The organism is Candidatus Latescibacterota bacterium (assembly GCA_020633725.1).
In the GTDB taxonomy this organism is placed as follows: domain Bacteria; phylum Krumholzibacteriota; class Krumholzibacteriia; order JACNKJ01; family JACNKJ01; genus VGXI01.
In genome coordinates, this window is sequence record JACKDC010000001.1 from 755,101 (window position 1) to 769,227 (window position 14,127).

14 protein-coding genes are annotated in these 14,127 nt (G+C 71.0%); all 14 read right to left on the minus strand.

The window, feature by feature from the left end; translation table 11 throughout:
- Nucleotide 1 precedes the first annotated feature (1 nt).
- The 14 genes from fliE to H6693_03405 all read right to left on the minus strand — a co-directional run bounded on the left by fliE (nt 2) and on the right by H6693_03405 (nt 13,628).
- A complete protein-coding gene (fliE, locus tag H6693_03340; protein ID MCB9515204.1) occupies nt 2–304 on the minus strand; it encodes a flagellar hook-basal body complex protein FliE in 303 nt (100 codons plus the stop codon).
- Between the two features lie 9 nt (nt 305–313).
- Nucleotides 314–787 (minus strand): flagellar basal body rod protein FlgC, encoded by a 474-nt coding sequence (gene flgC / locus H6693_03345; protein ID MCB9515205.1) that lies wholly within the window; start codon nt 785–787, stop codon nt 314–316.
- A 13-nt stretch (nt 788–800) separates the two neighbouring features.
- Nucleotides 801–1,172: a flagellar basal body rod protein FlgB gene (flgB, locus tag H6693_03350; GenBank protein ID MCB9515206.1), complete on the minus strand. Its 372-nt coding sequence runs from the start codon at nt 1,170–1,172 to the stop codon at nt 801–803.
- A 7-nt stretch (nt 1,173–1,179) separates the two neighbouring features.
- Nucleotides 1,180–2,544, minus strand: a complete 1,365-nt coding sequence (locus H6693_03355) for a sigma-54-dependent Fis family transcriptional regulator (GenBank protein MCB9515207.1) — start codon at nt 2,542–2,544, stop codon at nt 1,180–1,182.
- The gene (locus H6693_03360; GenBank protein MCB9515208.1) at nt 2,541–3,257 is read right to left on the minus strand and encodes a HAMP domain-containing histidine kinase; all 717 of its coding nucleotides are present in this window, start codon (nt 3,255–3,257) and stop codon (nt 2,541–2,543) included. Before H6693_03360 ends, H6693_03355 begins: the two co-directional genes overlap by 4 nt.
- The gene (locus H6693_03365) at nt 3,254–3,676 is read right to left on the minus strand and encodes a hypothetical protein (protein MCB9515209.1); all 423 of its coding nucleotides are present in this window, start codon (nt 3,674–3,676) and stop codon (nt 3,254–3,256) included. The genes H6693_03360 and H6693_03365 overlap by 4 nt, the downstream gene beginning before the upstream one ends.
- Nucleotides 3,676–4,671 carry a hypothetical protein gene (locus H6693_03370; protein MCB9515210.1) on the minus strand — a complete coding sequence of 332 codons (996 nt, stop codon included), beginning with the start codon at nt 4,669–4,671 and terminating at the stop codon, nt 3,676–3,678. The genes H6693_03365 and H6693_03370 overlap by 1 nt, the downstream gene beginning before the upstream one ends.
- A 209-nt stretch (nt 4,672–4,880) precedes the next feature.
- Nucleotides 4,881–6,284 (minus strand): sigma-54-dependent Fis family transcriptional regulator, encoded by a 1,404-nt coding sequence (locus tag H6693_03375; protein MCB9515211.1) that lies wholly within the window; start codon nt 6,282–6,284, stop codon nt 4,881–4,883.
- Nucleotides 6,281–8,359: a hypothetical protein gene (locus H6693_03380; protein MCB9515212.1), complete on the minus strand. Its 2,079-nt coding sequence runs from the start codon at nt 8,357–8,359 to the stop codon at nt 6,281–6,283. Before H6693_03380 ends, H6693_03375 begins: the two co-directional genes overlap by 4 nt.
- A gap of 84 nt (nt 8,360–8,443) precedes the next feature.
- Nucleotides 8,444–8,824, minus strand: coding sequence for a flagellar biosynthesis anti-sigma factor FlgM (locus tag H6693_03385; GenBank protein ID MCB9515213.1), 381 nt, complete (start codon nt 8,822–8,824; stop codon nt 8,444–8,446).
- A gap of 72 nt (nt 8,825–8,896) precedes the next feature.
- Complete coding sequence (gene fliT / locus H6693_03390; protein ID MCB9515214.1) at nt 8,897–9,223, minus strand: flagellar protein FliT; 327 nt, start codon at nt 9,221–9,223, stop codon at nt 8,897–8,899.
- Nucleotides 9,224–9,237: 14 nt separating this feature from the next.
- Nucleotides 9,238–9,666, minus strand: a complete 429-nt coding sequence (gene fliS, locus H6693_03395) for a flagellar export chaperone FliS (GenBank protein MCB9515215.1) — start codon at nt 9,664–9,666, stop codon at nt 9,238–9,240.
- Nucleotides 9,667–9,673: 7 nt separating this feature from the next.
- The gene (gene fliD, locus H6693_03400; GenBank protein ID MCB9515216.1) at nt 9,674–12,028 is read right to left on the minus strand and encodes a flagellar filament capping protein FliD; all 2,355 of its coding nucleotides are present in this window, start codon (nt 12,026–12,028) and stop codon (nt 9,674–9,676) included.
- A gap of 154 nt (nt 12,029–12,182) precedes the next feature.
- Nucleotides 12,183–13,628: a flagellin gene (locus H6693_03405; GenBank protein ID MCB9515217.1), complete on the minus strand. Its 1,446-nt coding sequence runs from the start codon at nt 13,626–13,628 to the stop codon at nt 12,183–12,185.
- Between the last annotated feature and the right edge of the window lie 499 nt (nt 13,629–14,127).

The window sequence follows — 14,127 nt, forward strand, 5'->3', positions numbered from 1 at the left end:
CCTAGACCTGCATCTGCATGAGCTGCTGGTAGCCTTCCAGCAGACGGTTGCGCACTTCCATGAGAAGCTCGAAGGTGAGGCTCGCCTCTTCCTGGGCGATCATGATCTGGTGGACATCCACGCCCTGGTCCAGCACCGCCGCCCCGATGGCCGCGTCGGCCTGGTCCTGCTTCGCCTGCGTCTTCGACAGGCTCTGCTCGAGCATGGCCGCGAAACCGCTGGCCTTGGGCGCCTCGGTGGGCGTCTGCCCGTAGGCCTTGAGCAGGTTGTGCGTGACCAGGGGACGCAGCTGGAGATCCTTCATCGCCTACTCCTAGAGGTCGATGGCGCGGCTGATCATTTCCTTGGCCGCGTCCATGGCGGTGGCGTTGGCCTCGTAGGCCCGCGTCGCCTTGATGAGGGTGAGCATCTCGTCCACGGGGTTGATGTTCGGCTTGAGCAGCACGCCGTCGGCGTCCGCGTCGGGGTGGCCCGGCGCGTACTCGCTCGTCACGGGGTCGGCCACCGTGGCCACCTTCGCCTCGAGCTCGGGCAGGGTCGGCTGCGGCGGCATCGCCGGCAGCTCGCGCGCCCGGTCCAGCAGGGCGCTGAAGCTGACCCGGCGCGGCTCCGGCTTCGCCTCGCGGGCGGAGAACACCACCGTCTTGGGACGGTAGGGACCGCCCTCGGGCGTCCGCGTGGTCTCGGCGTTCGCCAGGTTCTCGGCGGCCACGTCCAGGCGCAGGCGCTGGGCCTTGAGGCCCATGGCGCTCACCTTGAAGCTGGAGAAGATGCCTTCAGTCGCCATGGCGGCTCACCTCCTAGCCCTTGCCGCGGATCGCGCTCCGCAGCAGCTGGTAGCGGATGGACAGGATGCGCGTGGCCAGCTTGTGGCGAAGGTTCGTCTCCGCCAGGGCGGCCATCTCGCGGTCGAGGTCCACGTCGTTCACGCCGTTCGTCGTACCCTGCAGCGCGCGCGGCGAGTCGGGCCGCAGCACCGGCTCGGGCAGGGCCGTCTCGCCGCGGTCGAGCGCCCGCTGCAGGGCGTCCTCGAAATCCACGCTGCGGCTCGAATAGCCCGGCGTCTCCACCTGCGCGATGTTCTCGGCGATCACGCGCTGGCGCAGGGTGTAGGCGTCCAGGCTGCGCTTGAGCAGGTCCAGGTTGCCGGCGTTGAAGACGTCGCGGGCCATGTCGCTCCTAGGCCGTGGCCGCGCGGCTGGCGGCCCGGGTCTGCTCGCGGTACAGGTTCAGCTTGTTGCGCAGCGTGCGCACGCTGATGCCCAGGTGGCGCGCCGCCTGGGTCCGGTTCTCCCGGAAGCGGGCGAGGCTGGCCATGATCATGCGCTTCTCCATCTCCTTGAGCGTCAGGTCCTGGTCGAAGGTCGCGGCGCTCTTGGCAGGCGCCCCGAGGTCCTCCTCGAAGAGGAAGTGCTCGCAGCGCAGCGGCTCCCCCTGCGCCAGCACGACGGCGCGCTCCACGGCGTTCTGCAGCTGCCGGACGTTGCCCGGCCAGGCCTGCCGCTGCAGCTCGCGCAGCACCGCGATGTCGAGCACCGGCGGCGTCAGGCCGTTCTCGGCCGCGGACTGGGCCAGGAAGTGCTCGATGAGATCGGGGATGTCCTCGCGGCGCTCGCGCAGCGGGGGCAGATGCACCGGCACCACGTTGAGACGGAAGTAGAGGTCCTCGCGGAAGCGTCCGGCCCGGACCTCCTCGCGCAGATTGCGGTTGCTGGTGGCGATGATCCGCACGTCGACGGGAATGGTCCGGGTGCCCCCCACCAGCTCGAACTCGCGCTCCTGGAGCACGCGCAGCAGCTTGCTCTGCAGCTCGAGCTTCATCTCGCTGATCTCGTCCAGGAGCAGCGTGCCGCCGTTGGCGAGCTCGAACTTGCCGGCCGTGCGCTTGATCGCGCCGGTGAACGCGCCCTTCTCGTGGCCGAAGAGCGTGCTCTCCAGCAGGGTGTCGGTGATCGCCGCGCAGTTGACCTTGATGAAGCTCCCGCCCGCGCGGTGGCTGAGGGCATGGATCGCCGCGGCGACCAGCTCCTTGCCGGTTCCGCTCTCGCCGGTGAGCAGCACCGTGGCCTTGGTGCGCGCCACGCTGGCGGCCAGCGCATGGACGCGGCGCATGGCCTCGCTGCTGCCCAGGACGAGACGGTTGCCCGGCGCCGACGCCGGCACCACCCGCGCGCGCGCGGGCTGTCCGGCCTCGAGACGGCGCAGGGCGGCATCCAGCTCGCGCGCTCCGAAGGGCTTGGGCAAGAAGTCGACGGCGCCCAGGCGCAGCGACGCCACGGCGGCGTCCAGCGTGGCGTAGGCCGTCATCACGAGCACCGGCACGCCGCGCTCGCGGCAGGCCTTCAGCACTTCCAGCCCGCCGTCGGCGCGCTCCAGCTGGAAGTCCGTGAGCGCCAGGTCGAAGGGTTCGGCGCCGAGGCGGGCCTTGGCCTCGACGGTCGTGGCCGCGACGGCCACGTCGAATCGATCGCGCAACATATCGCCGAGGTAGTCCGTCATCACGCGCTCGTCGTCGACGACCAGAATGCGACGCATCTCGCTCACCGGAGACTCCTTTGCTGTTCTGCCGGATTGGCAATCACGATGAGGGCGGCCAGGCCGCCGGTGGGTCGTGCCTGCCAGCACAGCGACTGGCCGTGCTCGCAGGCGATGCGGGACGCCACGGTCAGGCCGAGGCCGGCCCGGTCCGCGCGCGTCGTGAAAAAGGGCTGGACGATCTCCGCGGCGCCGAGCTCTCCGAGCCCGGGCCCTTCGTCCTCCACGCGCAGGACGGCCTCGCCGTCCTCGCTCACGCGCACGCGCCCGCCTTCGGGGCTGGCATCCAGCGCGTTCTGGAACAGGTTCACCAGGAGGTTGCGGTAGTGGAACGCGTCCACGCGCCACTCGCGCCCCTCGGGCAGATCGATCGACAGCGTCACCCGCTTGGTGGCGCTGCCCGGCGTGACGCGCCCGGCCAGCCGCCAGGCCTCCTCCACCAGGCGGCGCGCCGGCTGCGGACGGCGCGCGACCTGCTCGGGAATCTGGTAGCGGCGAAAGCCCTCCAGCAGCAGATCGAGCGAGTCGAGCCCGCCCTGCAGCTGCTGATGCCAGTAGGCGCGCCGCGCGCGGTCCTCCTCGCGCTCCGCCAGCTCGCCGTAGCCGCGCAGGCCCGTGAGCGGGCTGCGCAGGCGATGGGTGAAGCCCGCGACGAAACGTCCCACCGCGGCGACGGGATCCGTCTCCTGTCGCGGCGCGGCCGTTCCCAGCGCCGGGGTCATTTGCCCTCCAGGTGGCTGTGGTTGCGGTAGCTAGCGGCGGCGCGCCGCGCGTCCACGGCCGTGCTCACGCCGTGACGGCGGCGGCTCGTCAGCAGGATCTCGTTCTGGCGCTCCTCGTCGAGGAGGGTCTCCACGAGTCCCGTGACCTCGGCCAGCAGGGTCATCAGCGAGCGCGCCAGGCTGCCGTCGAGCTGGTGGCGGCGGCGTTGCCAGAGCTCGCGGTCGGCGCGCACCGAGGCCTCGAGCGTCGCGATCTCCTCCAGCAGGTCGCGCTTGCGCGAGAGCTCGGCGTTGATCTCCGCGTAGCTGCGTCCCGCCTCGATCAGCTCGCGCTGCCGCGCCACGTGTCCGCGCACCTGGCGGTAGAGCTCGCGCTCGCGCCAGTAGACGTCGATCAGGCGGCGCAGGGCGTCTTCCATCAGTTCACTCCTGCCTTGGCCGAGAGCCGGGGGCTCGAGGACACGTAGTACTTGCTCTGGGCCTGCATCTCGGCGCAGTGCTGGGCCAGCGGCGCCGCCCAGAGCTCGGCGAGGGTGCCGAGGCTGTCGGCGGCGATGGCGCGGAAGACGCGCTCGGCGCGCGGGTAGTCGTTGGCGAGCATGTCCATCTGCGCGATCTGGAAACGCCCCCACTCCCGCTCGTTGGGCTCGCCTTCGACGGCGAGGCGCTGATAGAGCCCCCGCGCGCGCAGCTGGTCGTTCATCAGGAAGGAGCAGTCCGCCGCGGCGCGCAGGAAGCGGCCCTTCTGCGAGAGCACCGACGGGTGCACCGCGTCGGGCACCTTCATGGCGTTGAGCTGGCGCTCGAAGTGCAGCACCGCTTCGGCGAGGCGGTTCTGCCGGCGGAGGGCGCGCCCCTGGAGGTAGAGGAGATCGGCCGGCACCTTGTCGCCGTAGAGGGAGAGGCTCGTCTTGACGAGCTCGCCCACCTGGTTCCAGTCGCCGCGGCGACCGACCTCGGTGAAGGCGCGCGTCAGCAGGGTCGCGTCGGGGTCGGCGACGTTCGGGCCGCCCTGCAGGATGATCGCGCGCAGGGAGTCGGCGTCGCCCGAGCCGACGGCCATGGCGAGCCGTCCGTTGAAGATCGCATCGGCGAAGAGCTCGGCGCCGTTCAGGTGCTCCAGGCGCTCGTACCACTTCGAGGCCTCCTCGTAGAGGCCCAGCTTCTGGTAGCCGCGCGCGACGCTCAGCGCGCCGGCAAGGTCCTGCGTGCTCGCGGTGTCGATGCCCTCGAGCTTGCCGAGGCGCTTCTCGAGTTCGGGGAGGAGGATGGTGATGGCATGCTCGCCGTCCTGCCCGCCGTCCGTCGGCTGCGCGGCGGGCGCATCCGGCGCCGGATCGCCGGGCGCGGCAGCCAGGGTCCCACCCCCGAGGAGCAGGACCAGAAGAGCCAGCAGTGAGAGCGTGGACTTCATCGCGACGTCTTCCTCCGTTCCAGGCGAGGCGGAAAACAAGTTCCATGCCTCGGCGCTTTTTGCTGCCGCCCGGTTGCCGGCTCGGAATCGACGTCGCTAAGGTCCCAGGAGAAGGCCGCTTACGCGGCGACAACGCAAAGCCCCCGGCAGGCGAGCGGCCGTGCCGGGGGCGGGAGGGTTCGAAAGCTGGCCGCGAGGCTGGTGGGTTTTCAGCCAGAGGCGCCGGCCGACTTCGCGGCGGCGGACGGCACGTCCTTCTGCTTGAGCTTCTCGCGCAAGGTCTGACGACTGATGCCCAGCAGCTGGGCCGCGCGGCTCTTGTTGCCGCCCGTGTGCTCGAGCGTCCGCTCGATGTGCCGCAGCTCCACCGCGCTGATCGGTTCGGGGCGGAACGGCCCGCTCTCCGCGCGACGCACGCCCGCCGCCTCGCCGCCCTGCTGCCCCTGACGGATCGCCGCCGGCAGATGCGCCGGCTTCAGCGCGCCGTCGCCCTCGAGCAGCAGCACGCGCTCGATGAGGTTCTTCAGCTCGCGGATGTTGCCCGGCCAGCCGTAGCCCTCCAGCAGCGCGAGCACGTGCTCGTCCACCGGCGCCACGCTCTTGCCCAGCTCGCGGTTGAAGCGGGCGATGAAGAAGTTCGCCAGCGGGCCGATGTCCTCCGTGCGCTCGCGCAGCGGCGGCACCTCGAGGACGATCACGCCGAGGCGGAAGTAGAGGTCGCTGCGGAAGCGTCCGGCCGAGGCCTCCTCCATGAGGTCCTTGTTGGTGGCGGCCACGATGCGCGCCTTGACCTGCAGATCCTCGATACCCCCCACGCGGCGGAAGGTGCGGTTCTCGAGCACGCGCAGGAGGCGCGCCTGGAGCTGAAGGCCCATCTCGCCGATCTCGTCGAGGAAGAGCGTGCCCCCGGCCGCGGCCTCGATGAGGCCCTTCTTGCGGCTCTTGGCGTCGGTGAAGGCGCCCTTCTCGTGGCCGAAGAGCTCGCTCTCGAGCAGCGTCTCGGGGATGGCCGCGCAGTTGATCTCCACAACCGGCCCGCTGGCGCCCGCCGTGGCCCGGTGGATCGCCCGCGCCACCAGTTCCTTGCCCGCACCGCTCTCGCCCTGGATCAGCACCGTGGACGCCTGGCTGGCCCCGATCTTCCGGATCTTCTCGAAGAGCTCCTCCATGCGCGGGCTGCGCCCGATGAACCCGGTGAAGGGGTCGCCGCGCTTCTGCGTCTCCTCCCAGTGGGCGTTGGCCCGGCGCAGGCGCCCCGCCTCCAGCGCGTTCTCCACGCGCTGCTTCAGCTTCTCGAGCGTGAAGGGCTTGGTCACGTAGTCGAAGGCGCCGAGCTGCCCCGCGCGCAGCGCGTTCTCGGCCTCGCCGTAGGCGGTCATCATGATCACCTGGCCGTCGTAGCCCGCCGCGCGCGCCTGCTCGAGCACCTCGATGCCGCTGAGACCGGGCAGGCGGCCGTCGAGCAGGACCAGATCCGGCTCCTCCTCCGCGATCCGCTGCAGGCCGCCGGGGCCGTCCTCGGCCTCGATGACGCGGTAGCTGTCCTTGAGCGCTTCGCCCAGGGACCAGCGGAGCGTCTGTTCGTCGTCGACGATCAGGATGCTGTGGTTCACCGTGCTCTCTCCTCGGCGCTGGAAGTGGCGGGCGCCGGCGCGAGTTCGAGCACGAACTCCGCGCCGCCACCGGGTCGGGGCTGGTGGCGCAGCGCGCCGCCGTGTTCATCCAGAATCTGCCGGCAGACGGACAGGCCGAGGCCCGTCCCCTCCGGCTTGGTCGTGAAGAAGGGGTCGAAGAGCTTGGCCCGGTGCGCCTCCGGCACGCCGGGACCGCTGTCCCAGACCACCAGGCGAACGCGCCCCGCGCCGCCGCCGGCCGCGGCCGCGCGCTCCAGGCGCAGCCCCACCCGGTCGCCGGGCGCGCAGGCCTGCAGCGCGTTCTGCAGCAGGTTGAGCAGCACCTGGTGGATCTGGTCCGCGTCGGCCAGCGCCAGGCAGCGCGCCGGGCCCTCGGGCGCGGCCTCCAGGTGGACCTGGGCGGCCCGCGCGCTCTCGGCCAGGTCGCCCAGGATGCGCCGCGCGCTCTCGGCCAGGTCGAGCGCGGCGAGCCTTGGCCGCGCCGGCCGGCTGAACTCCAGCAGGCTGCGCACGATGCGCTCGAGGCGCTGGGTCTCCGCCTGGATGCGCTCCAGATGGGGCGCGGTCTCGGGGCGGTCGGCCAGTCGCCCGGCCAGCACCTGCGCTGTCATCGCGATGCCGGCCAGCGGGTTGCGAATCTCGTGGGCCATGCCCGCCGAGAGCTGTCCGAGGCTGCTCAGCCGCTCCGCCTGGCGCAGCTCGCTCTCGAGCCGCTTGTACTCGGTGAGGTCCTCGCCCACCATGACGTGGCGCGTCTCGCTGTCGTGTCGCGCCGGCAGGCGGGTCACCGAGAGCAGGAGGCGGCGCTCCGCGCCCGTCTCGTCCTGCAGACGGCACTCGCGCTGGATCCAGTCCGCGCCCTCCAGGGTGGCCGTGGCGTCGTCGAGCAGATGGAAGCCCGCGTCGAACGCGAAGGCCGTGCCGGGCTGCAGGCGGGGGCCGAAGAGCGTCGCCGCTCGCGGGTTGCGGAAGCTGACGCGGCCGGCCCCGTCCACCGTGAGGACGGCGGCGTGCACGCTGTCGAGCACGCTGCGATTGAACTCGCTGAGCCGGGCCAGACGCTGCACGGCCTTGGCGCCCGCGAGGGCCTCGCTGAGCAGGGTCTGCACGGCGCGCAGGAAGTGGAAGTCGGCGTCCAGGTCCGCCGCCTCGCTGTAGTCGCGGCGCAGGACGAGGAAGCCCTCGGGCTCGTCCCCCAGCGCCAGGGGCAGGACCAGCAGCTCGATGCGCTCGAGCGCGGCGCGCAGGGCGTCGTCGCGCAGGAGGTCGCCCCCCGCGAGACCGAGCACCGTGCCCGCGCAGCGGTCGTCGCCCGGCAGCGCCCCCAGCAGGGCGAGGACGCGCTCCAGTGCGGGCGCCTCCAGCGAGCGGTGGGCGCGCGTGGCGAGGCGGCTGGCGTCGAAGCTCCACAGCAGCAGCGCAACGCCCTTGAACCCAAGGCCTTCGACGCAGGCCTTCAGGAACTCGTCGAGGGCGGGATCCCAGTTGCGCTGCCGGCTCAGATCGCGGCCGAGCCGGTAGAGGATGCCCAGCTGCTCGAGGCGCTGCTCGAGCTGGCGATGGACGCGCCCCAGGTGCTCGTAGGACTGGAGCAGCATGCCGGCGAGCTGGCGCCGACTCTCCTCCAGGGACTGGGAGCTGCGCTGCAGATCGCCGAGCAGCCCGCGCTGGGCTTCGGCCGCGGCGAGGGCCTCGGCGCTCTGCGCCAGGGTGCGCCGCCAGCCGCCGGCGTCGAGGGGCAGGGTGAGCAGGCCGTCCACGGCCAGCTGCACCGCGTCGCGATACCAGCGCGCGTCCTCGTCGTACTCGGCGAGCAGGACCTGGCAGTGGGGCTGGAGGAAGCGGAAGCGCGCGAGCCAGTCGCGCAGGCCCGCCGCGGAGGGCGGCAGGGCGAGGAGCAGGAGATCGGGTTGGCCGTCGCCGGGATCCGCGGCGCTGAGCACGTGGAACTCCACCCGCCAGCCGTCGAGACGGGCGGGCAGTCCGAAGTCCTCACGGCTCGTGGATCTCTCGGCGAGCACGCGAAGCGAACGCGCGGCGGTGGCCTGCTTCAATTCTCTCCCCCTTCGTCACTTGCGTAGCAGCGAATCGCAAAACCCGCAAGAATTTTTGCCAGGGGGCGAGCGGAACCGGGAAGGCTAGCGGACGGCCAGGTCCAGACGTCGAATCAGGCCGGTCAGCCGGTCGGCGAGTGCGTTCTTGACCTCGTCGCTGTCGTAGTAGCCGGCGGCGAGGCGCGCCTTGACGGCGGCCACCACCTCGCTGCGCACGGCGGGCAGCCGGTCGTAGAGGTCCCGCGCGAGCTGCAGGGACTCCTGCTGCTCCGCGCGCTCGCGCGCCTCGGCGCTGATCTCCACCAGGACGGGCGCGGCGGCGCTCACGGCGTTGCCGCGGGCGGACGCACTCTCGGTCGCGACGGCCGACGTGCCGGCGCCCTGCGCGCCGTCCGTCTCGGAACGCTGTGCGTAGAGCTTGGTCAGATCCTGGGGCTGGATGGTCGAAGACTTGCCGATCTCCACCGTCTACCTCCGTGGGCGGGGTCCGATCGGGGAGTCTTGCAAGGTCCGCGCCGCGAGGCCTTCCGGGGAAGTCTAGGGAGTCTGGCGGTAGCGGCGCTCGGCGCGATGGCGCGCGCCATCCTGCTCCATGGCGCGGGTGAGCTGGGCCAGCCGGCCCTGCAGGCGGCTGCGGACCAGCCGGTCGACGCGCTCGAGCGCGGCCACGTGGGCGGCCAGGCCGTCGGGGTCGGCGGTCGCGAGGGCGGCGAGGTCGCCGGGATCGAGGGCGGCGATCAGCGCGCGACGCTGGGCTTCCACGCGTTCGAGGCCGTCGAGATCGCCGCCGCGCGAGGCGTCCAGCAGCTGTTCGGCCAGCGCCCTGAGCGCGCTCAACGTGTCCTGTGCCGTCTGACTGCCCATGCCTCGACTCCGGGTCAGGGGGAGTGCGTGTCCGGCGCGTGCGCCGGGGAGGGCTGACCGTCCCGGGCGATGGCCGCCCAGGCGCCGCTCAGTTCCCCCACCACCTTGATCACGCCGTCCAGCAGGCCGGGCGCCTGCTCCAGGCTCGCGCGGCCGATGTTCTCGAAGCAAAAAGCGTACAGAGGCCGCAGCTGCTTCGTGATCTCCCCGCCCTCTTCGCGCAGCGAGTTGCTGAGGTAGGTGACGATCCGCCGCGCCTTGCTCAGGGCCAGCTGCGCGTCCTCCCAGCGCTGCTCGCGCAGGGCGTGCTGGCCGTCCCGCACGGACTGGAGCAGCCCCTCGTAGAGGATGGCCAGCAGCTCCTGGGGATCGGCGCCGCGGATCCTGCTCTCCTGGTAGGCGCGCTGCGCGCGGCTCTGGGTGTCGGACAGCCTGGGGTTCATCCCTACCTCAACCGTTGCTGCTCGAGCCGAGGCTCGTCGAGATCGTGCCGACGCTGGCGAGCATCGACGCGAGGTTGCTGCTGGTGTTGGTCATCTCGGACAGCAGGCTCTCCATGCGCTGGAACTCGCGCAGGTAGCGCTCCTTGCGCTTGGCCAGGCGGTCGTCGATCGCCTTGACCTGCTGCTCGATGTCGTCGATCTCGCCGCGCAGGCTCTCCTGCTTGCTCGTCAGCACGCCGCTCACCGAGTCCAGCGCCCCGTCGAGGGAGCGGTAGAGGCGGTCGGTGACGCCGCTCCAGACCTGCACCGCGCCCTGGCTCTCGCCCTGGGCGGCGAGGGTGTCCTCGGTCAGGTTCACCTGCACGCTCAGGCCGCGCGTGGCGCCGTTCTCCTGGTTGCCCGTGAGGATGCGGCCGGAGCCGGAGGCCTCTTCGACCTCGCCGTCGACGAGGAAGTAGCCCGCCACGTCGTGCCCCACCATGGGCGAGCCGCCGACGAGGCCGAGCGTCGTGGCGAGCGCGCCGTCGGTCGTCTCCAGCTCCACCTTGCTGTTGCCGCCCCAGCTGCGGCTGACGAGCTCGAGATGGCCCTGGCCGCCGCCGTCGTCCACCCAGCTGGCGCTGACGCTCTTGCCGGCGTCCGCCATGGCGTCGTCGTTGTTGATGGCCGCCTGGATCGCCTCCGCCAGCGCCTCGCCGCTCTCGTAGTTGCCCTCCGGGATGCGCAGCAGGCTGCCCTCGATCCCGTCGACGCTGAAGCGCAGCAGCTGGTCGGCCGCGGTGATGGTCAGCGGCGAACCGACCGTGGGCGTCGCGACGCCGAGCCCCGCGAAACGCCCCTGCGTCGCCGCCTGGGTGACGTGCACGTCGTAGGCGTTCAACCCGCCCGTGGGCTCGACGCTCTGGCCCGCGTTGAGAAAGACCACGTCGCCGTCGCTGGAGCTGCCCGTGCTGCCCAGGAGGGCGATCACGCCGTCGAGATCGTTGATGATGGCGTTGCGCAGCGTGTCCTCGTCGATGGAGAGCTTGCCGTCGTAGTCCAGCGAGCCGCCCGCGCTCGTGCCGATGCCGATCTGGGCCATCTGGCTGAACTGGCTGCTCAGGCCCGCCACCGCGCGGGTGAGATCGCTGCGGATGCTCGAATCGAGCTTCATGGCGGTGCGGTCGCCCAGCAGCACGCCGGCGTTCTCCGTGTCCGGATCGTACGAGAACTGCTGGAGGAAGAAGTCGATGGTGCTGTTGTACTTGTCCACGACGCCCTGCAGGCGCTGGACGAGGCCGTCCACGTCCTGCTCCACCTTCACCGTCACCTGCTGCCCGGGATCGGCGCCGAGCAGGTTCAGCGTGACGTTGTCGATCAGGTCGTCCACGGTATTGCTGGCGCTGCGGATCGTGATCGGCGCGCCGCTGCCGAAGCTCAGCTCGGCGTCCTGGGCGGCCTGGATGGTGCTGCTCGTGGCGTTCACGCTCCACTCGTCGCCGGCCTGCAGATCGCCCGCGCCGAAGGTGAGCGTGAGGCTGCCGTGCACCTCCACGGCCTCGCCGGCGTAGCTGTCGTCGAGGATGATCTGGCCGCTCTCGCCCGCGTCGTTCGTCCAGTCGATGACGATGGTGTCGCTGCCCACGACGCCCCCCGTGGACACGCTGAAGCTGTAGGCGCCGTCGCTGTTGCCGGTGTACTCGCCGCCGCTGGCGATGCTGCTCGAGCCCGTCTGGCTGACGATGTTCACGCCGCCCACGCTGCCGAAGTCCAGGCCCGCGCCGCCGCTGAGGTCGGTGGCCACGCTGATCAGCTGGTCGGCCCCCGTCGTGTTGCCCGAGAGGATGAGCTGGTAGGGCGTGTCGCCGCTGCCCGTGTTCACCACCATGGCGGTGACGCCCGCCGCGGCCTGGTTGATGGCCGTGGCGAGATCGTTCAGCGAGTCGTTGCCCTCGGTGAGCGTCACCGTCAGCGCCTCGGCGCCGGCCACGCTGATGGTGACCGTGCCCGTGCCCAGGCTGTCCGCCGGGTCGGCGTAGCCGCCGCTGACGATCTGATGGCTCTGCGCGAGCTTGTCCACGGTGAGCGTGTAGACGCCCGGCGCCGCGCCCTTGCCCGCGGAGGCCGTGATCAGGCCCTCCTGCGAGCTGGTGGCCATCATGCTGCGGAAGTCGCTGGGCCGGCGCAGCCCCTCCACCGCGCTCTTGAGCTGGCCGAGGGTCGCTTCGATGGCGCCGTAGGCCGCCAGCGTCAGGTTGGTGCGGGCCTGCTTGGCCTCCAGCAGGTAGGCCGGCCGCCGCTCGAAGTCGATGAGCTTGTCGACCAGCGTCGCCGTGTCGATGCCGCTGATCAGTCCTGAAATGGAATTCACGCCCGTGGGCATGGCTGCTCCTCCCTGTGCGTGTCCCGGGAGTGCTCCCCGGCTCCCGTGCTTTCCCTATCGGCCCCCATCGGTCCCCGCTTGAGCCGGAAATCGTGTCTGCAAAGCGGGCTCCCCCCCTTCGGAGGGAGCCCGTGAGGAAAGCCAGCAGCCAGCGCTACTGCATGAGCTGCAGGACGACCTGGGGCGCGCTGTTCGCATGCGACAGCATCGCCGTGGCCGCCTGGAGCATGATCTGGTTGCGGGTGAACGTGGCCATCTCCGCCGCCATGTCGGTGTCGCGGATGATGGACTCGGCCGCCACCAGGTTCTCCTCGGCGACGCGCAGGTTGTTCATGCCGCTCTCCAGGGTGTTGCTCTGGAAAGCGCCCAGCGTGCCGCGGAGCGAGCTGACCTGGCTGATCGCCTGGTCGATGACCGCCAGCGAGTCGGCCGCCTTGTCCGCGTCCAGGATGCTGATGTCAGCCAGGCCCGCGAACTGGTTGCTGCCGCCGTTGGCCGCGTCCAGACCGGTGCCCAGCTCGGAGGCCGCCATGTTGCTGATGGCCAGCGTGACCTGCTGACCGGCGTTGGCGCCCACCTGGAACACCAGGCTGTTGTTGCTCACCTGGACCGTGCCCGCCGCGCCGGCGGCCGCAGCCGTCGACACCCGCAGACCGTCCACCACGCTGCCAGCGCGACCCGTGAGGATGTTCCCCACGCCATCGGCCTGGTAGGAGGTGGCGCCCACGTCGAAGGTGCCCGCGATGTCGACGCCGTCGTCCGTGTCACCCGCGCCGGCCGCGAAGCCGCTCTGGGTACCGTCGGTGGCCGCGTTGCTCGACACGATCGTGAAGTCGCCCGCCGTGCCCCAGGCCGTGCTGGTCAGGGTGATGTCGGTGCCGTCCGTGCTGGCCTCGACCGACGTCGAGCTCGTGTAGGCGTTGATCTTGTCCACGATCGTCTGCGCGTCGTCCCCCGCCACCAGGTTCACCGTCACCGCGACGCCCGTGCTGTCGTTGGTCAGCGTCAGGGTCTCGTCGGCGGTGATACCCGTGATGGCCGCCGAGTTGCCGGTGGCCAGCGTGGCCTTCTCGGCCTGCGTCGTCACGGTGACGTCGTAGGTGCCGGCCGTGGTGTCGGACGTGCCGCTCAGGAAGGTGACGCTGCCGCTGGTCACGTTGCCCGTCACGCCATTGGAGCCGTCCAGCAGCTTCTTGGTGCCGAACTGGGTCTGGCTGGCGATACGGTTGATGGTGGCCAGGGCGTTGTCGATTTCCGACTGGTCCGCGGCGAGGTCCGCAGCGCTGTTGGCGCCTTCGTTCGCAGCGTGGATGGCCAGCTCGCGCATGCTGGTGAGCAGCGCGTGCACCTCGGTCAGAGCGCCCTCGGCGGTCTGCACCATGGAAGTGGCCAGCTCGCTGTTCTCGATGGCCTGGCTGAGGCCCGCGATCTGCGCGCGCATGTTCTCGGAGACGACCAGGCCGGCCGGGTCATCGCCAGCCTTGTTGATCCGGAGGCCGGACGACAAGTGCTCGAGCGACTTCGACAGGCCCATGTCGTTCCGGGAGAGGTTCCGGTACGCGTTCATGGACGCGATGTTGTGATTGATGCGAAATGCCATCTGGCGATCCTCCTTGATATCCCCCGCAGGGGATCCTCCGTGGTCCCGAGACCCGCCCTCGTTGACGGGCGTAAGCCCCCTCCGTTCGGAGGGCGGGCGTGAGCCTGCGTTCGCAGGCCCGATGCCAAGCGCACAGCGGTGTGACGAAGGCCGCGCAGCCGTTCCTTGCGCTTCCGGCCGCAGCCCCCCAGGGGACGCGAAAGGCGGTAGGTCGCCCGACGTGGAGCCGAGTGTCCCTGCGCGGCTGTCCGCGGAGGAGGCCTGCACTGCGTGGCGCTTGAGGCCTCAGAGCGCTGGGTTGAATCACCCACAGAGAAGCGCTGAGAAATAGGCGAGCGCTCAATCTGCTATCCGCGCATTGCAAAAACGCGATTCCCGTTGGATGTGATGGGAAACCCCGGCACGCGACGCGGTGAGCGCAGCCCGTCGCCGCCGCCCTCGCCTACCGGGCGCAGCCCTGAAACGCAAAAGGGCCCCGCCGGATGGCGGGGCCCGCGAA